Annotated in this window: 16 protein-coding genes; 8 read left to right on the top strand and 8 right to left on the bottom strand. The window is 67.8% G+C overall.

Annotated features, from left to right (window positions below):
• Positions 1 to 17: 17 nt before the first annotated feature.
• The 3 genes from PYV00_RS13725 to ypfJ all read right to left on the bottom strand — a co-directional run bounded on the left by PYV00_RS13725 (position 18) and on the right by ypfJ (position 2,781).
• Entirely contained in the window at positions 18 to 1,127 is a 1,110-nt protein-coding gene (locus PYV00_RS13725; RefSeq protein WP_275228836.1) for an alpha-hydroxy acid oxidase, read from the bottom strand.
• A gap of 62 nt (positions 1,128 to 1,189) precedes the next feature.
• Positions 1,190 to 1,858 carry a hypothetical protein gene (locus tag PYV00_RS13720; RefSeq protein WP_275228835.1) on the bottom strand — a complete coding sequence of 223 codons (669 nt, stop codon included), beginning with the start codon at positions 1,856 to 1,858 and terminating at the stop codon, positions 1,190 to 1,192.
• Positions 1,859 to 1,899: 41 nt separating this feature from the next.
• Positions 1,900 to 2,781, bottom strand: coding sequence for a KPN_02809 family neutral zinc metallopeptidase (gene ypfJ / locus PYV00_RS13715; protein ID WP_275228834.1), 882 nt, complete (start codon positions 2,779 to 2,781; stop codon positions 1,900 to 1,902).
• Between the two features lie 276 nt (positions 2,782 to 3,057).
• Here ypfJ and PYV00_RS13710 point away from each other — a divergent pair, with 276 nt between their 5' ends.
• The 4 genes from PYV00_RS13710 (at position 3,058) to PYV00_RS13695 (ending at position 7,943) form a co-directional block, all read left to right on the top strand.
• Positions 3,058 to 4,551, top strand: coding sequence for a M28 family metallopeptidase (locus PYV00_RS13710; protein ID WP_428981637.1), 1,494 nt, complete (start codon positions 3,058 to 3,060; stop codon positions 4,549 to 4,551).
• 133 nt (positions 4,552 to 4,684) lie between these two features.
• On the top strand, positions 4,685 to 6,142 hold the full coding sequence (guaB, locus tag PYV00_RS13705) for an IMP dehydrogenase (RefSeq protein ID WP_275228846.1): 1,458 nt from the start codon (positions 4,685 to 4,687) through the stop codon (positions 6,140 to 6,142).
• A gap of 72 nt (positions 6,143 to 6,214) precedes the next feature.
• The gene (locus PYV00_RS13700) at positions 6,215 to 7,387 is read left to right on the top strand and encodes an RsmB/NOP family class I SAM-dependent RNA methyltransferase (RefSeq protein WP_275228832.1); all 1,173 of its coding nucleotides are present in this window, start codon (positions 6,215 to 6,217) and stop codon (positions 7,385 to 7,387) included.
• Positions 7,388 to 7,400: 13 nt separating this feature from the next.
• A complete protein-coding gene (locus PYV00_RS13695) occupies positions 7,401 to 7,943 on the top strand; it encodes a tetratricopeptide repeat protein (RefSeq protein WP_275228831.1) in 543 nt (180 codons plus the stop codon).
• A 39-nt stretch (positions 7,944 to 7,982) separates the two neighbouring features.
• Here PYV00_RS13695 and PYV00_RS13690 read toward each other — a convergent pair whose 3' ends face one another.
• Positions 7,983 to 8,465, bottom strand: coding sequence for an RNA pyrophosphohydrolase (locus tag PYV00_RS13690; protein WP_275228830.1), 483 nt, complete (start codon positions 8,463 to 8,465; stop codon positions 7,983 to 7,985).
• A gap of 240 nt (positions 8,466 to 8,705) precedes the next feature.
• Here PYV00_RS13690 and PYV00_RS13685 point away from each other — a divergent pair, with 240 nt between their 5' ends.
• The 4 genes from PYV00_RS13685 (at position 8,706) to PYV00_RS13670 (ending at position 14,435) form a co-directional block, all read left to right on the top strand.
• The gene (locus PYV00_RS13685; RefSeq protein ID WP_275228829.1) at positions 8,706 to 10,586 is read left to right on the top strand and encodes a 2-oxoacid:acceptor oxidoreductase subunit alpha; all 1,881 of its coding nucleotides are present in this window, start codon (positions 8,706 to 8,708) and stop codon (positions 10,584 to 10,586) included.
• A gap of 12 nt (positions 10,587 to 10,598) precedes the next feature.
• Positions 10,599 to 11,639: a 2-oxoacid:ferredoxin oxidoreductase subunit beta gene (locus tag PYV00_RS13680; protein WP_275228827.1), complete on the top strand. Its 1,041-nt coding sequence runs from the start codon at positions 10,599 to 10,601 to the stop codon at positions 11,637 to 11,639.
• 70 nt (positions 11,640 to 11,709) lie between these two features.
• Positions 11,710 to 13,092: a cryptochrome/photolyase family protein gene (locus tag PYV00_RS13675; protein WP_275228826.1), complete on the top strand. Its 1,383-nt coding sequence runs from the start codon at positions 11,710 to 11,712 to the stop codon at positions 13,090 to 13,092.
• 35 nt (positions 13,093 to 13,127) lie between these two features.
• Entirely contained in the window at positions 13,128 to 14,435 is a 1,308-nt protein-coding gene (locus tag PYV00_RS13670) for an SAM-dependent methyltransferase (protein ID WP_275228825.1), read from the top strand.
• Here the strand turns inward: PYV00_RS13670 and PYV00_RS13665 are convergent.
• From PYV00_RS13665 to purF, 4 genes are all read right to left on the bottom strand, one after another.
• Complete coding sequence (locus tag PYV00_RS13665; protein ID WP_275228824.1) at positions 14,417 to 14,767, bottom strand: PilZ domain-containing protein; 351 nt, start codon at positions 14,765 to 14,767, stop codon at positions 14,417 to 14,419. The genes PYV00_RS13670 and PYV00_RS13665 overlap by 19 nt on opposite strands.
• A gap of 182 nt (positions 14,768 to 14,949) precedes the next feature.
• Positions 14,950 to 15,306: a PilZ domain-containing protein gene (locus PYV00_RS13660; RefSeq protein WP_275228822.1), complete on the bottom strand. Its 357-nt coding sequence runs from the start codon at positions 15,304 to 15,306 to the stop codon at positions 14,950 to 14,952.
• Positions 15,307 to 15,373: 67 nt separating this feature from the next.
• Positions 15,374 to 16,090, bottom strand: a complete 717-nt coding sequence (locus PYV00_RS13655) for an SDR family NAD(P)-dependent oxidoreductase (RefSeq protein WP_275228821.1) — start codon at positions 16,088 to 16,090, stop codon at positions 15,374 to 15,376.
• 10 nt (positions 16,091 to 16,100) lie between these two features.
• Positions 16,101 to 17,570, bottom strand: coding sequence for an amidophosphoribosyltransferase (gene purF, locus PYV00_RS13650; protein WP_275228820.1), 1,470 nt, complete (start codon positions 17,568 to 17,570; stop codon positions 16,101 to 16,103).
• Positions 17,571 to 17,673 lie beyond the last annotated feature (103 nt).

Raw genomic sequence — 17,673 nt, 5'->3', positions numbered from 1 at the left:
TATCGGCAAGAATGGCTTCAGCCCCTCCGCATGATCCTACCGGCGTCAGCCGGTAAGTGGTTCAGGATGGCGATGGCGCGTTCGACGCCGGGCTGGCCTGCCGCCGCCAGCGCGTAGAGGTAGAGCCGCCCGCCCGAGGCGCAGGTCGCGCCCGCGCACAGCGCCTTGAGCACATGGGTGCCACGCCGCACGCCGCCGTCGCAGATGATCTCGATCTGGCCGCCCACCGCATCGACGATCTCGCGCAACTGGTCGAACGGGGCGCGGCTGCCGTCGAGTTGGCGGCCGCCGTGGTTGGAGATCATGATCGCGTCCGCGCCGATCTCCACCGCGCGCCTGGCATCGGCCACGCTCATCACGCCCTTGAGCGCGAAAGTGCCGCCCCAGTCCTGGCGGATCTGCTCGGCGGTCCGCCAGGTCATTGACTGGTCGAGCATGGTGTTGAAATAGCCCGCGATCGACACCGCCTCGCCAGTGCCGGCCGAGACATGCGTATCGAGATTGGGCAGGGCGAACTTCTCGCGCAGCAGGTAATCGAGCGCCCAGCGCGGCTTGATCGCGTAGGACAGCGCGGAAGACGGCGTGAAGCGCGGCGGCGAGGTAAAGCCGCTCCGCGCGCAGCGCTCCCGCTTGCCCGAAACGATGGTATCGACCGTCAGCGCGATGGCGTCGAACTTCGCCGCCCGGCAGCGCTGGATCATCGCGGCGTTGAGGCCCTTGTCCTTGTGGACATAGAGCTGGAACAGCTTGGGCGTGGCAACCAGCGCGCCGATCTCCTCGATCGAGACGGTGGCAAGGCTGGAAATGCCGAACCACAGGCCGAACTTCTCCGCCGCCCGCGCCACCGCGCGCTCGCCCTGCCAGTGGAACACGCGCTGCAGCGCGGTGGGCGAAAGGATCAGGGGCAAGGCGCTCCTGCGCCCCAGCACCGTGACCGAAGTGTCGATCTCCGCCACCCCGGCCAGCACGTCCGGCACGAGATCGGCCGACCGGAAGGCGCCGGTGTTGCGCGCCTTGGTCGCCTCATCGTCGGCCGCGCCGTCGATATAGTCGAACACCGGCCAGGGCAGGCGCCGCCTGGCGAGCCGGCGGAAATCGTCGATGTTGTGGCAATCGGCAAGGCGCATGTCCGCGCTCTAGCCCAGGCAGCCCCGCCGCCGCAATCGCGCAAGTGCCCGGTGGCGCAAGGTCAGGGCGTGGGCTGCACCACCGCCTTCGACGTATACGTCACGCCATTGCCCGAAGGCTTGCTGGCGGCCTTGGCCGGGGTCGCGTCGCGCGATGCCTCGCCGGCGGACCTGGCTTCCGTTTTCTCCGGCTCCATCCTGTCCAGCTCGATCTTGCGGGCCGCGATCACGGCGGGGGTGGCCGGCGAGGCGGGGTACTTGCACCCGCGCGAGGCGCCCACGCCCTTGAGGAACCCGCGCCGGGCAAGCCCGGCCTGGATCGCCGCGACGAACTTGCGCTCATGATCGTTGGCGCCGGAAATCTCGCGGATCAGCCCGCGAAACGGGATGAACGAGCTGACCACCCATTTGGCCACGCGCCCGGTGCTGATCCGCTCGCGCTCTTCCTGCGGCAAATCGAGATCGGGGCCCAGGATGGTGTCGAATTCCTCGACCGCGGCGGTCAGCTGGCTGCACTTGCCCAGCCCGGTCAGCGCATAGGGCCGCGCCTGCGCCTCGATCAGCAGCGCCGGGATCTCGTCCTGGCCCAGGTTGAGATCGGTCATCGGCGTCTTGGCGACGTCCATCGCATCGGGATCGCGATTGGTGACGGGGGCGTCCTGGCCGCGGGCTTGCGCCTCGCCGGCCAACAGTGCCCCCACTGCGACCAGAACCAGACATGCGTTTCGCATCGAACCCTCCTTGCGGATGCGGGCGCCGGATGGCGAACCCGTTATCGCTTCAGGTCTGCAAACGTATCGCACGCCTCGTCGTTCCCGGTTTCCAGCCCGCGCTTCAGCCATTGCATCCGCTGCGCGCTGGAACCGTGAGTGAAGCTTTCGGGATTCACCTGCTGGCCGGCACCGCGCATCAGCGTATCGTCGCCGATCTGGCTGGCGGCGTTGAGCCCTTCCTCCATGTCGCCCGGCTCGATCAGGTCGCGGTGCTTGGCCGCCCAGACCCCGGCATAGCAATCCGCCTGCAGTTCCATCCGCACTTGCAGCGGGTTGGCTTGCGAGGGGTTCTGCTGCTGCGCGCTGCGCACCTGGCTTTCGATCCCGGTCAGCTTCTGGATGTGATGGCCATATTCGTGGGCGATGACGTAATAGCGCGCGAAATCGCCCGGCGCGCCCAGCTGGCGGGCAAGCTGGTCATAGAAGCTGGTGTCGATGTAGATGCCCTGGTCGGCCGGGCAATAGAACGGCCCCATCGCGCTTTGCGCCGCGCCGCAGCCCGATTTCGTGCCGCCGGTATAGAACCACAGTGTCGGCTGCTCGAACGGGATGTTCGCCTGCCTGAACAGCGGTTCCCACGTCGCGTTGAGCGAACTGAGCGCGTTGCAGGCTTCCAGCGCATAGGCATTGGCCTCGCAAAGCTGGGTGGTGCTCGGGTTGTCCGGCTGGCCCTGGCCGGGGCCCGATTGCGGCAATTGCTGCTGCGCGTTTTCCAGCGTGCCGAGCATCTGGCCCGGATCGACTCCGAAAACGAGCGCGGCGATCAGCGCGATCACCAGCGTGCCGCAGCCGATCTTGCCGCCGCCACCGCCGGGAAAGCCGCCGCCGCTGCCGCCGCTGCCGACGCGGATATTCGCCGGATCGAATCTGTTGAGCTTCACTGTGCGCCGTTCCCTGCTGCCTTGCCGCCGGCGCGCCGATCCGGCCGCCGGCATCCTGCTATCGTGCCCCTATTCAGGGCGCGGGCGCGCAAAATGCAAGCCGCCTTGGCACCGGCGGCCGGCCCGTTATCGATTCGCGACGATTTCACCCGCTTCGCGCCGGTTCGTGCAGCCTTGATTCAGGTAGGCTGAATCAGACCTGAAATCGCACTGGTATGGCAAGATCCGCCGAACGCGCGCTTGTCCGCCGCGTTTGAATCTTTAGTGAGTATTCCCATGGACATGGACAGGGTCGCACGAACGGCTGTGAGCGTATGGCTTGGCGCGGCCCTGGCATTTGCCCCGCCGGCGCAGGCCGCGCCCTCGCGCGCGGACCGCGAGCTGGAAGCCCGGCTGCGCGCGCATATCGAGGTGCTGGCGAGCGACGATTTCGAAGGGCGCGAGCCGGGCACCGAGGGTGAGGCCAAGACGCTGCGCTATCTGGGCCGGCAGTGGTACGATATCGGCCTGGTTTCGGGCACCAACGATCCGGGCAACGAATGGTTCGCGCCGGTCACGCTGGTCGCGCGCGAGCCGGCCTCCTCGGCCGCGCAGTTCTTCCGCAGGGGCAAGCGCGTCTGGTTCGATCCGGCCAAGATCCTGATGCTCACATCGGGCAAGCGCAGCCTGGTGCGCGAGGCGCCGCTGCTGTTCGTCGGCCGGGCGGAGGGCATGGACTTCACCCGCAACGAACTGGCCGGGCGCGTGGCGGTGATGCTCGATGGCGACGGGATCGACAGCGAACGGCAAAGCAAGCTGTTGGCGCAAGGTGCATCGGCGGTGATCACCGTGCTCGATGGCGATCGCACGCTGGACCAGGTCGCGGCGCGCCGCCGCCGGTCGGGCTACGCCTTGGCCGAAGATTCGCTGGGCGGCGATTTGGAAGGCTTCGTCACGCGCGATGCCATGGACGATCTGCTGCGCTATTCCGGGCGCACGCTGGCCGCGCTGGAAAAGGTGGCGGCCGGGCCCGATTTCCGGCCCGTCATGCTCGATCTGTCGGCCTCGCTCGAGGCGACCACGCGCGAGACGACGATCCGCACGCACAACCTGATCGGCAAGCTGCCCGGCCGCCGCCCCGATGCGGGCGCGGTGCTGCTGGTGGCCCATTGGGACCATTTCGGCACTTGCGCCGCGCCGCCGGCCGAAGACCTGATCTGCAACGGGGCGATCGACAATGCCAGCGGCGTGGCCGCGCTCACCGAAATCGCGCGGCGGCTGGCGCGCGGGCCGCAGCTCGATCGCGACGTCTATTTCCTGGCCACCACCGCCGAGGAACTGGGTCTGCTGGGCGCCCACGCCTTTGCCGAGAACCCGCCGCTGCCGCCCAACCAGATCGTTGCCGGGTTCAACATCGATTCGATCGCGCTGGCCCCGCAAGGCACGCCCTTCGCCATCGTCGGGCGCGGCATGACCGGGCTCGACGCCGAGATCGAGAAAGCCGCGCGGCACGAGAAGGTGAAGATCGTCGCCAGCGACGAGGCCAACGAATACGTCAAGCGGCAGGACGGCTGGGCGCTGATGCAGCACGATATCCCGACCGTGATGGTGACGACGGCCTATGGCGATATCAGCCGCATCAAGGCCTTCTTCGATGGCGACTACCACCGCCCCAGCGACGACCTGTCGCACCCGCTGCAACTGGGCGGCGAAGTGGACGACGTGAAGCTGCTCACCGCGTTGGCGCGCTGGTTCGGCGATCTGCGCCGGGTGCCGATGAAGGCGAAGTAGCCGCCCGCGCCCGCGCCGGGGCAGGCCCGCGCCCGGCGCTTTCGACGAAATCGCAACACCCCCTAGCCCAAACCCACCCGCTTGGTTACATGGGCCGCCACGATTCCCGACCGGAGGCTTTTGAGTGGCGCAGATCGAAATACCGCTGGGACTGACGTTCGACGATGTCCTGCTGCGCCCCGCACAGTCCGACATCGTGCCCACCCAGGCCGATACCAGCACCCGGCTGACGCGCACGATCGCGCTCAATATCCCGGTGATCTCCTCGGCGATGGACACCGTGACCGAGGCCGACATGGCCATCGTCATGGCGCAGATGGGCGGGATCGGCGTGCTGCACCGCAACCTTTCGATCGACGAGCAGTGCTCGGCGGTGCGCGCGGTCAAGCGGTTCGAAAGCGGCATGGTCATCAACCCGATCACCATCCCGCCCGATGCCACGCTGGGCGATGCGCAGGCGCTGATGAGCGTGCACAAGATCAGCGGCATCCCGGTGGTGGAGCCCGGCGGCAAGCTGGTGGGCATCCTGACCAACCGCGACGTGCGCTTCGCCGACAATCCGCACCAGCCGGTGCGCGAGCTGATGACGCGCGAGAACCTGGCCACGGTGAAGACCGGCGTCGGCCAGGAAGAGGCGCGCCGCCTGCTGCACCACCGCCGGATCGAGAAGCTGCTGGTGGTCGATGACGACTTCCGCTGCATCGGCCTGATCACGGTGAAGGACATCGAAAAGGCGGTGACATACCCCAACGCCACCAAGGATGCCGCCGGCCGCCTGCGCGTGGCGGCGGCGACCACGGTGGGCGACAAGGGCTTCGAACGCACCGAGGCGCTGCTCGCCGCCGAATGCGATGTCGTCGTGATCGACACCGCGCATGGCCACAACAAGGATGTCGCGCGCGCGGTGGAGCGGGTGAAGAAGCTGTCGAATTCGGCGCAGGTCATCGCCGGCAACGTCGCCACCGCCGAAGCGGCGCGCGCGCTGATCGATGCCGGGGCGGACGCGATCAAGGTGGGTATCGGGCCGGGCTCGATCTGCACCACGCGCATTGTCGCGGGCGTCGGCGTGCCGCAGCTCACCGCCGTGATGGAAGCGTCCGAGGAAGCGGACAAGTCGGGCGTGCCGGTGATCGCCGATGGCGGCGTCAGGACTTCGGGCGATGCCGCCAAGGCGCTGGCCGCTGGCGCCTCGACGATCATGATCGGCTCGATGCTGGCGGGCACCGAGGAAGCGCCGGGCGAGACGTTCCTCTATCAGGGCCGCGCTTATAAGTCCTATCGCGGCATGGGCTCTCTGGGCGCGATGGGATCGGGTTCGGCCGACCGTTATTTCCAGGGTGACATCAAGGACCAGATGAAGTTGGTGCCCGAAGGCATCGAGGGGCAGGTCGCGTTCAAGGGCCACGCGCGCGACGTGATCCACCAGCTTGTCGGCGGCATCAAGGCGGCGATGGGCTATACCGGATCAGCCACGATCGACGATTTGCGCACCAAGGCGAAGTTCGTGCGCATCACCAACGCGGGCCTGCGCGAAAGCCACGTGCACGATGTTTCCATCACGCGCGAGGCACCCAATTATCCCTCGCGCTAAGGGTCTGTCGGGAAATGCGCGGAAGCGCGCATTTCATGGCGGCACCGGCCCGCTTCCGCGAGTATCCGGCGCATGACGCCGGCCGCCCGCGTCCAGGCGGCGATCGAGGTGCTCGATCTCGTCATCGCCGCCGCGCGTGACAATGGCCCGCCGGCCGATCGCATCGTCGCCGACTGGTTCCGCACGCGCCGCTTTGCCGGCAGCGGTGATCGGCGCGCGGTGCGCGAACTGGTGTTCCGTGCCATCCGCGCTTGCGGCGATGTGCCCCAGAGCGGCCGCGCGGCGATGCTGCGGCTGGCGAACGACGATTCCGCGCTTGCCGCCCTGTTCGATGGATCGCGCCATGCCCCCGCGCCGATCGCGCCCGATGAGCCGGCGGCACCGGGCGGCACCGCCCCGGCCTGGCTGGCCGAGGCCCTGGCCGCGAGCGGCGTGACGGGCGCCGATGCCGCCGCTTTGCTCGAACGCGCGCCGCTCGATATTCGGGTGAACGCGCTCAAGGCGGGCATCGCCACGCTGCCTGAAGGCGGCGCGCGCACCGCCGCGCCGCATGGCTGGCGCTATCCGCACGGGACGCGGATCGAGGACAGCCCCGCCTTCCGCGATGGCATGATCGAGGTGCAGGACACCGGATCGCAGCTGGCCTGCATGGCGGTGGGCGCGCGGCCGGGCGAATCGGTGATCGACCTGTGCGCCGGGGCAGGGGGCAAGACGCTGGCGCTGGCCGCCGAAACGGGGCCCTCGGGCACGATTCTCGCTTGTGATACCGATCGCGGGCGGCTGGCCAGGCTGGAGCCGCGCACGGCGCGGGCCGGGGCGCCGGGCATCGCGACCCGGCTGCTCGATCCGGGCCGCGAGGCCGAGGCGCTGGCGGATTGGCGCGATCGGGCGGACGCGGTGCTGGTCGATGCGCCCTGTTCGGGCACGGGCACCTGGCGGCGCAACCCGGAAGCGCGCTGGCGGCTCAATCCCGCGCAACTGGCGCGCTACACCGGCTTGCAGGCGCGGCTGCTCGATATCGGCGCGGCGCTGGTGCGGCCGGGCGGGCGGCTGGTCTTCGTCACTTGCTCGTTGCTCGATGCCGAAGGGGCGGAGCAGGCGGCGGCGTTCCTGTCGCGCTGGCCGGGCTTTCGCGCCGAGCCGCCCGTGCTGCCCGCCGGCACGCCGCGCGGAGCGGGAATCCGCCTCTCGCCGGCCCATGACGGGACCGACGGGTTTTTCATCGCGCGCCTCGTCAGGGTGTGATAGCGTCAGTTTCATGACCAAGACGCAGCTCTCGGCCAAGGACATGTTGATGCGTTATACCCCTGTTGCTCTTGCCCTTTCACTCGCCGTCGCCGTTTCCTCCAGCGTCATCCATTCCGCGCCGTCCGATCCGATGGACCCGCGCGCCACCGCGCTGCTGGCCAAGGGGCGCACCGCGATGGAGGCGGGCAAGGTGAACGATGCGATCGACGATTTCGAGGCGGCCCTGGCGGTGCAGCCGGGCAATGTCACGGTCCTGCTCGATCTTGCCGCCGCCACCCGGCGCACCGGGCTGCAGGGCAAGGCGCTGCACTATTACCGTGAGGCGCTGGAAGGCGATCCGCGCAATCTCGCGGCGATCGCCGGCGAAGGCGCGGCGCTGGCCGAAAAGGGCGCGACCGAGAAAGCCAACCGCAATCTCGCCCGGCTCAAGACGCTGTGTGGCGACAATTGCGCCGAAGCGCGCCAGCTTTCCGCCGCCATCGCCAAGGGACCGGCCCCGCGCATGGTCACGGCCGAGGCGGTGACGCCCAAGCCCGTGGTCTCGGAGAACTGATCGCGCCGGGGCTGCCTCGCCGCTCAGGCCGGATACCCGTCAGATCAGGGCGCGGAACTCGTCCAGCACGGCGCGGTAGACGCGTTTCTTGAACGGCACGATCATGTCCGGCAGCAGTTCGGGATCGATCCATTTCCATTCGCAGAACTCGGGCGGCTTGTGCGCCTTCAGGTCGATATGCGCGTCGACCCCTTCGAACCGGCCGAGGAACCAGTGCTGGCGCTGGCCGCGATACTTGCCGCCCCACAGCTTGCCCAGAAGCTCCTCGGGCAAGTCATAGAGCAGTTCCTCCCGGGTCTGGGCGATGAAGGTGACATGCTCGCGCGTGACGCCGGTTTCCTCCCACAGCTCGCGCTGCGCGGCGTCGCGCAAGTCCTCGCCGGGGTCGATGCCGCCTTGCGGCATCTGCCACCAATCGCCCTCGCGATTGTCGATTCGCTTGCCGACAAAGGCCTTGCCCGAGGCATTCACCAGCATCACGCCGACGCAGGGCCGGTATGGCAGGTTGGGTATGTCGATCATGGATATGGGGATTCCCGCGTGGAAAGGATAGCTTGCGGCGATGTAGCGGGGCGGTGAAACAGCCTGTCGCGATTCATGCCTGTAAGAATGGCCCATGCCCTCGCTCTTGACTAGCGTGTTTTATGGTTCTCATGCGATGTCAGGTTTTTCACTTGAGAGTTTTTCTAAATTGCGTGGCTGCTTGAACGGGATCAGGGCCCACCCCATCGAGCAAGAGCAGCTCCGCCACAGAGGATGACAATGGCGACACTATCAGCCGAAAAAGCCACCACCGCGCAACCCGAGGCGACATCGCCAGAAGCCGTGGTCGTACGTTTCGCGGGCGACTCGGGTGATGGTATGCAGCTTACGGGCGGCCAGTTCACGCTTTCCACCGCGCTTGCCGGCAACGATCTGGCGACGTTCCCGGACTTCCCCGCCGAAATTCGCGCGCCGCAAGGCACGCTGTTCGGCGTCTCGGCCTTCCAGATCAATTTCGGATCGAGCGAGATCACCACCGCGGGCGACGCGCCCGACGTGCTGGTGGCGATGAACCCGGCCGCGCTCAAGACCAATGTCCAGGCGCTCAAGCCCGGCGGCCTCGTCATCGCCGACACGGGCGAGTTCAACAAGCGCAACCTGGAAAAGGCCAAGTACGAAACCAGTCCGCTGGAAGACGGCTCGCTGTCGAAGTGGGATGTGCTGGCCTTCGATATCAGCGCGCTGACGCTGGAATCGGTCAAGGCGTTCGGCCTTGGCAACAAGGAAGCGCTGCGTTGCAAGAACATGTGGACGCTGGGCCTGGCGCTGTGGATGTTCGATCGGGACCGCGCGCCGCTGATCGACTGGCTGCGCGGCAAGTTCGCGAAGAACCCGGTGCTGGCCGATGCCAATATCGCCGCGCTCAATGCCGGCCACGCCTATGGCGAGACGGCCGAGCTGGCCGGGCCGCTGCGCAAGCTGCATGTCGATCCGGTGCCGGCAGAGCCGGGCCTTTATCGCACGATCACCGGCGCCGAAGCGGTCTCGCTGGGCCTGGTCGCCGGCGCGCGGCTGGCCGGGCTGCCGATGTTCTTCGGCGGCTATCCGATCACGCCGGCCTCGGCGATCCTGCACAACCTGGTGAAGATGAAGGAATTCGGCGTCACCACGTTCCAGGCCGAGGACGAGATCGCGGCGATCTGCTCGGCGATCGGGGCGTCCTATGCGGGGCAGCTGGGCGTCACCTCTTCCTCGGGCCCGGGCATCGCGCTGAAGGGTGAGGCGATGGGCCTTGCCATCATGACCGAGCTGCCGCTGGTCATCGTCAATTCGCAGCGCGGCGGGCCTTCCACGGGCCTTCCCACCAAGACCGAGCAGTCCGACCTCTATCAGGCGGTCTATGGCCGCAACGGCGATGCGCCGCTGCCAGTGATCGCCGCGCGTTCGCCCGCCGATGCCTTCGAATGCGCGATCGAGGCCTGCCGCATCGCCACCCAGTTCATGACCCCGGTGATCCTGCTGACCGACGGCTACATCGGCAATGCCGCCGAGCCGTGGAAAGTGCCCGATCCGGCCACGTTCGCTCCGTTCCCGGTGAGCTTCCTCGAAGCGGGCAACAATGGCGAGGGGCCGGTCCTGCCGTTCAAGCGCGATGATCGCGGCGTGCGGCCGTGGATCAAGCCGGGCACGCCGGGCCTGATGCACCGCATCGGCGGCATCGAGAAGGGCATCGACACCGGCGCGATCGACTATTCGCCCGATGTCCACCAGTCGCAGACCGAGGCGCGCAAGGCCAAGGTCGATGCCGTCGCCCTGGCGGTGCCCGCGCAGGAGGTCAGCCTGGGCGATGTTTCGGGCAAGCTGGCGGTGATCGGCTGGGGCTCGACCTTCGGGCCGATCCATCAGGCCGTGCGCCGCGCGCGCCGCAAGGGGCTCGACGTGTCGCACATCCACGTCCGCCACGTCTGGCCGCTGCCGCGCAACCTGGGCGATCTGCTCAAGAGCTATGACAGGGTGCTGGTGCCTGAAATGAACACCGGCCAGTTCAAGACCGTGCTGCGCGACCAGTTCCTGGTCGATGCCCGGCCGCTCAACAAGGTATCCGGCCAGCCCTTCACCATCGCCGAAATCGAAGCGGCGATCGAAGACATGCTGGCCTGAGGGGATAGACCGATGAATGACATGACCCCTATCGCCACCACGCTCAAGGACTGGGAAACCGATCAGGAAGTGCGCTGGTGCCCCGGCTGCGGCGACTATGCGATCCTCAAGGCGGTGCAGCGCACGCTGCCGCAGATCGGCGCGGACCCCAAGAACACGGTGTTCGTCTCGGGCATCGGCTGCTCCAGCCGGTTTCCGTATTACGTCGAAAGCTATGGCTTCCACACGATCCACGGCCGCGCACCGGCCTTCGCCACGGGCATCAAGCTCGCCAATCCCGAGCTGGACGTCTGGCTGGTGACGGGTGACGGCGATGGCATGTCGATCGGCGGCAACCACACGATGCATGTGCTGCGCCGCAACCTGAACTGCCAGATCATGCTGTTCAACAACGAGATCTACGGGCTGACCAAAGGCCAGTATTCGCCGACCAGCCGGCTCGGCACGCCGAGCCCTTCGACCCCGCTCGGCTCGGTCGACCGGCCCGCCAGCCCTTGCGCCTTCGCGCTCGGCTCGGGCGCGCGGTTCGTCGCGCGCGGCTATGACGTGTCGAAGGAACTGCCCAGCGTGCTCAAGGCCGCTTACGAGCACCAGGGCGCGGCCTTCATCGAGATCTTCCAGAACTGCATCGTCTACAACAAGGATCGGTTTGACGATTTCACCGCCAAGGCGGTGGCCGACGAGATGCAGCTCTGGTGCACCGATGGCCAGCCACTGCTCTTCGCCAAGGGCGCCAAGGGCCTCGCGCTCGACACCGCGACGCTGACGCTCAAGGTCGTCGACGTGGTCGATGGGGATTGGCAGGCGGCCGGCGTCGCGGTGCACAACGTCAAGAACCGGGGACTGGCGCACATGCTGGTGGAAATGCCGTTCGGCGCGTTCCCGATGGCGCTGGGCGTGATCTATGACGATCCGCGCCCCACGTTCGAAAGCGTGGTGGCCGAGGAACGCCGGAAGGCGAGCGCCAACAAGGATGCCGATCTCGGCAAGCTGCTGGCCAAGGGGCAGACCTGGACGGTCGAGGAAACCGCCACGCATGGCCTGATGGACTGAGCGTCCGGCGAGCCCGTTCGATCCGTTCCAGCGCGCTGGAACGGGGCCTGCCGGCAAGCGTGGGCTGACGATGGCGTCTCCCTGCATCGTCTGGCTGCGGCGTGATCTGCGCCTGGCCGATCAGGCCGCGTTCGCCGCCGTCGCGGCAACGGGGCCGGTGATCCCGGTCTATGTGCTCGACGATGAGACGCCCCGGCATCGCCGCATGGGCGGTGCCGCGCGCTGGTGGCTGCATCACAGCCTCGCCAGCCTGGACGCGGCCTTGCGCGAACGCGGATCGCGGCTGATCCTGCGGCGCGGGCGGTGCGAGGAGGTGCTTGCCGCGATCGCCGGGGAAACCGGCGCGAGCGCGGTCCATGCGCTGCATCATTACGAGCCGTGGTGGCGCAATGCCGAAAAGGCGGTGGGCAAGCGGTTGGCGCTGCACCTGCATCATGGCAATTACCTTGCGCCGCCGGGCACGGTGCTGACCGGGGCGGGCACGCCTTACCGGATCTTCACGCCGTTCTGGCGGGCGCTGGGCGAGCTTATGCCGCCGCTCGCGCCGCTGCCGGCCCCGGCGCGGATCATGCCGCCGGCGGCATGGCCCGCCAGCGAGCCGCTGGCCGACTGGGCCTTGCTGCCCCGCGCTCCCGACTGGGCCGGCGGCCTGCGCGCGGCGTGGCGGCCGGGCGAGGACGAGGCCCGGGCGCGGCTGGAGGCATTCGCCGGCAAGGCGGCGCGCTATGAAGCCACGCGCAACCTGCCCGCCGGGGACGGCACGTCGCTGCTTTCGCCGCATCTCCATTTCGGCGAGGTCTCGCCCGCGCAAGTCTGGCACGCGGTTGCCGGCGCCGGGGGATCGGTGGGCACGTTCCTGGGCGAGCTGGGCTGGCGCGACTATGCGCAGAACGTGATCGTGCAATTTCCCGAATATGGCGCCCGTGCGGCCCGGCCGGAATTCGCGGATCTGGCCTGGCGCACGGGGCCCGCTGCCGAAGCGGACTTGCGCGCGTGGCGGCGCGGCCGCACGGGCTATCCGATCGTCGATGCCGGGATGCGCCAGCTCTGGGCGACCGGCTGGATGCACAACCGCGTGCGGATGATCGCCGCGAGCTTTCTGGTGAAGCATCTGCTGATCGACTGGCGCGAAGGCGAGCAGTGGTTCTGGGACACGCTGGTCGATGCCGATTACGGTTCGAACGCGGTGAACTGGCAATGGGTCGCCGGATCGGGTGTCGATGCCAACATGTTCGTGCGGATCATGGCGCCGCTGGTCCAGTCGGAGAAGTTCGACGCCGCCGGCTATATCCGCGCTTGGGTGCCCGAGCTGGCCGGCCTGTCCGACAGCGAGATCCACGATCCGCCCGATCATCGCCGGCCCCGGGGCTATCCGGCCAGGATCATCGAGCATCGCGCCGCGCGCGAGCGGGCGCTGGCGGCCCATGGCGCGGCGAAGGGCGCGCGAGCCTGATTGAAACGCTGGCGCAACGGGTTCATAAGGTTAACATGAACGCGCAGGTGCCGGGGAGAGGTGAGCAGCTTGTCGCGGGCGGCCGCGCGTTCGGCATGGGCCCCGGATGGTTCGCGCGCGTCTGGTCCGGCGGCATTCACCGTATCCTTGACCGGATCGATCGCGGGCTGGCGCGCGGATCGATCATGACGACTTTGCCCGATGGCTCGGTCCGCATCCTGGGCGGCCATGCGCCGGGGTTTGACGCGGTGGTCGTGCTCAGAAGCTATCGCGCGCTGCTGCGGCTGGCCGCCGGCGGCTCGGTCGGCTGGTATCAGGCCTGGGAAGCGCGCGAGTGGGAAAGCCCCGATCCGGTGCCGCTCTTCGCGCTGTTCATGGACAATGCCGCCACGCTCGGCGATGTCGGGCGCGCGCATGGGCCATGGCGGCTGCTGGGCCGGGCGCTGCACTGGCTGAACCGCAACACGCGCGGCGGATCGCTGCGCAACATCCACGCCCACTACGATCTCGGCAACGATTTCTACGAGCAGTGGCTGGGCGAGACGATGATCTATTCCAGCGCGCGGTTCGGCGCGGTGGCGGACGGGCCGAACATGATGGGCCAGTTCTTCGATACGCTGGACATCGCGCAATCGGCCAAGGTGGCCGCGATCGAGGAGCGGCTGGCGCTCGATCCGGGCGACCGGGTGCTGGAAATCGGCTGCGGCTGGGGCACGCTGGCCGCTTATCTGGCCGAACGGCACGATGCCCATGTCGATGCGATCAGCCTGTCGGACGAACAGCTTGCCTATGCGCGCGATCGCTGGCGGCCGGGCGCGGGCCGGGTCGATTTCCTCAAGCGCGACTATCGCGACGTGGCCGGGCGTTACGATGCGGTCGTCAGTGTCGAGATGGTCGAGGCGGTGGGGCGTGAATTCTGGCCGGCGTTCCTCGATTGCATTGCCCGCAATCTCAGGCCCGGCGGCCGCGCGGCGATCCAGTACATCGCCATGCGCGAGGATCTGTTCGCCGGCTATGCGCGCAGCCCCGATTTCATCCAGACCTATATCTTCCCCGGCGGGATGCTGATCCACGAGCCGGATTTTCGCCGGCTGGCCGAGGAACGCGGGCTGGCCTGGCGCGATCGCGAGGCTTTCGGCGTGGACTATGCGCGCACGCTGGCGGCATGGCGCGAAAGCTTCGACCGGGCGGTGGAGGAAGGCCGCCTGCCGCGCGGCTTCGATCAGCGCTTCGCCCGGCTCTGGCGCTATTACCTGATGTATTGCGAAGGCGGCTTTCTGGGCGGCGGCATCGACGTCGCGCAAGTCACGCTGGTCCGGCGCGATCAGCCTTCGGCGTTGTAGACCCCGTCACCCAGCCAGCGGGCCAGCAGGTTGTCGTGGACGATCGGGCTGAGCAGGTTCTCGAAGGCGCAGCCGACCAGGCCATTGTCCCACCAGACCACGCGTGCCTGCATCGAATGGAGGCCCGGCAGCGTCAGCCAGCACAGCGTGCCGGGGTGCAGCCGGTTGATCGCGGTGGCGGAAAAGCCCGAGAGCGAAAGATCACGCACCGCCGTCTGGAACCCCTTGGAGCCCGATGGTCGCAGCGCCGCGGGAATCGAGAGCCGGGTGCGCGGGGCGCTCCGGTCTTCCTGCGACGCGAGCGCGTATTTGTCCTGTCGTGCATCGGCCATCATTGTTCCGAACGCCTTGCTTGCACTGTCCGGCAATGCGGCCAGCGTTCTGCAAACTGTCAGCGGAAAGTTAAGGGCGGTCTAACGCCTGTGGTTAATGGTACTGCATTGTCCTGGCGCAAGCCGTTCAGCCCAAACGGGAATTGCCCGGCGCCGGACGGTGCGCGGACCGGCCTTGCGCGTCAGATCTCGTCGTCGAAGCAGCCGGCGCCGCGCCAGTGGTCCAGCAGATCGTCGCAGATCGCCGGATTGAGCAGATCATCGAAAGCGCAGCCGACCAGGCCCTTGTTCCACCAGACCACGCGCGCCCGCAGCGAATGCAGCCCCGGCACCGTCAGCGAACAGGGCGTGCCGGGATCGAGCGCGCCGCTGAGCGGGGCGGAAAAGCCGGAGATCGACAGATCGCGCAGCACCGTGCTGAACCCCTGGCCGGCCGCGCCCGCCGCGTGCAGGGCCACCGGGATCGCACGCCGGGTGCGCGGCGCGCTGCGGTCTTCCTGCGCGGCGATCGAATACCTGTCCTGTCCGTCTTCGGGCATTGCCGTGGTTTTTTCCGAATGCGCCGGCCGGCCGGCGTGGCGACCCTGATCGGGTGCCGATGGCCGATCAGATAGGGTTAACGCTCTCGCGATACCCGCTGGCGAAGGGCTCATCAAGCAGCGAGACGAGCCGCTGGGCCACCGCTTCGGGCGGCTTGACCGAAGCGGGGTCTTCGCCTGGATAGGCGCGGGCGCGCATCGCGGTGCGCGTGGCGCCGGGATTGACCAGGGCGACGCGCAGCCGGGTGATCGCCTGCGTTTCCTGCGCATAGCAATCCAGAAGCGCTTCGAAGGCCGCCTTGGACGCGGCATAGGCGCCCCAATAGGCGCGCGGCTTCGTCGCCTGGTTGCTGGTCAGGCCGATCAGGCGGGCATTGGCGCTCTGGCGCAGCAGCCGGTCGAAATTGGCGATCAGCGCCTGCGTCGCCAGCACATTGGTGGTCAGCGCCTTGTTGAACGCCTTCTGGTCGATATCGGGCACCGAGGTCAGCTCGGGCAGCACGGCGGCGGCCATCACCATGATGTCGAGCCGGTCCCAGCGTTGCGCCACGGCGGTGGCGAGCCGGGCGATGCCGTCAGGCTCGGTCAGGTCCACCGGGGCGATCGTGGCCGATCCGCCCGCCTCGTAGATCGCTTCCTCGACCGCTTCCAGCGCCCCGGTGTCCCGCCCGGTCAGCACGACATGCGCGCCAGTGCGGGCCAGCGCGATCGCCGTGGCCGCGCCGATGCCGCGGCTCGCGCCCGTGACGAGGGCGATCTGGTCGCTGAAATCGGGAATGCTCAACGCGAAAGGCTCACGCGACCTTGTTGACCGGCAGCGTCAGCAGATCGGGCGATTCGCGCTCGGAAAGGTCCGTCAGGCTGGTGGGATAGTCGCCGGTGAAGCAGGCATCGCAGAACTGCGGGCACGTGTTCTTGCGGTGGGCCTCGCCAACCGCGCGGTACAGCCCGTCGATCGAGACGAAGGCCAGGCTGTCGGCCTTGATGAACTGCGCCATCGCGGCGGTATCCATGTTGGCGGCCAGCAGCTTGGACCGTTCGGGCGTGTCGACGCCGTAGAAGCACGAATGGCTGGTGGGCGGGCTGGCGATGCGCATGTGCACTTCGGCGGCGCCCGCATCGCGCATCATGTCGACGATCTTCATCGAGGTGGTGCCGCGCACGATCGAATCATCGATCAGGATGATGCGCTTGCCTTCGACGATGGCGCGGTTGGCGTTGTGCTTGCGCTTGACGTCGGCATGGCGCGCGCCTTCCGACGGCTGGATGAACGTGCGCCCGACATAGTGCGAGCGGATGATGCCCAGTTCGAAGGGGATGCCCGATTCCTGCGCATAGCCGATCGCGGCGGGGACGCCGCTGTCGGGCACGGGAATGACGATATCGGCCTGGGCGGGCGCTTCCTTGGCCAGTTCCACGCCGATCTGCTTGCGCACACCATAGACCGAGCGGCCATCCATCACCGAATCGGGCCGGCTGAAATAGACATGTTCGAAAATGCAGGGGCGCGGGGAAGGGCTGCCGAACGGGCGGTGGCTGGAGATCGTGCCCTTGTGATCGACCTGCACCAGTTCGCCCGGCTCGATCGAGCGGGTGAATTCGGCGCCGATCACGTCGAGCGCCACGGTCTCGCTGGCGAAGACGGTGGCATCGCCGATCCGGCCCATCACCAGCGGCCGGATGCCCAGTGGATCGCGGCAGGCGATCATGCCCTGTTCGGCCATGCAGATCAGCGAATAGGCGCCTTCCACCATGCGCAGCGCATCGACGAAGCGATCGAGCAGCGTGGGATAGCGGCTGGTGGCGACCAGGTGGATGATCACTTCGGTGTCGGACGTCGACTGGAAGATCGCGCCGCGCCGCACCAGTTCGCGCTTCAGGCTCATCGCGTTGGAGATGTTGCCGTTATGCGCGATGGAAAAGCCGCCGGTGGCCAGATCGGCGAACAGCGGCTGGACATTGCGCAGACCGGAACCGCCCGTGGTCGAATAGCGGACGTGGCCTGATGCCATGTCGCCGGGCAGCGACTGGTCGAGATCCTTGTCGGCGAAGACCTGCGCGACATGGCCCAGGCCCCGGCGCGAATAGAATTCGCTGCCGTCGTACGTGGTGATGCCGACCGCTTCCTGGCCCCGGTGCTGGAGCGCGTGCAGCCCCAAGGCGGCGATGTTGACCGCTTCCTTGGCGCCGATGACGCCGAAAACGCCGCACTCTTCGCGCAGCTTGTCGCCGTCCCGATCGAGAAACGGATGAGTCAGATTCATGGATTCTTCGGAGCCCGCTTGGCGCGTCAATCGTCCGCGCATTTGCCCCCTGACGCGTCCAATTGCAAGGGGAAGCTGCCCATACCCGCTGCACCGGCCATCG

The organism is Novosphingobium album (ex Liu et al. 2023), from assembly GCF_029076845.1.
Taxonomy (GTDB): Bacteria; Pseudomonadota; Alphaproteobacteria; order Sphingomonadales; family Sphingomonadaceae; genus Novosphingobium.
This window is presented reverse-complemented; position numbering and strand designations above follow the sequence as displayed.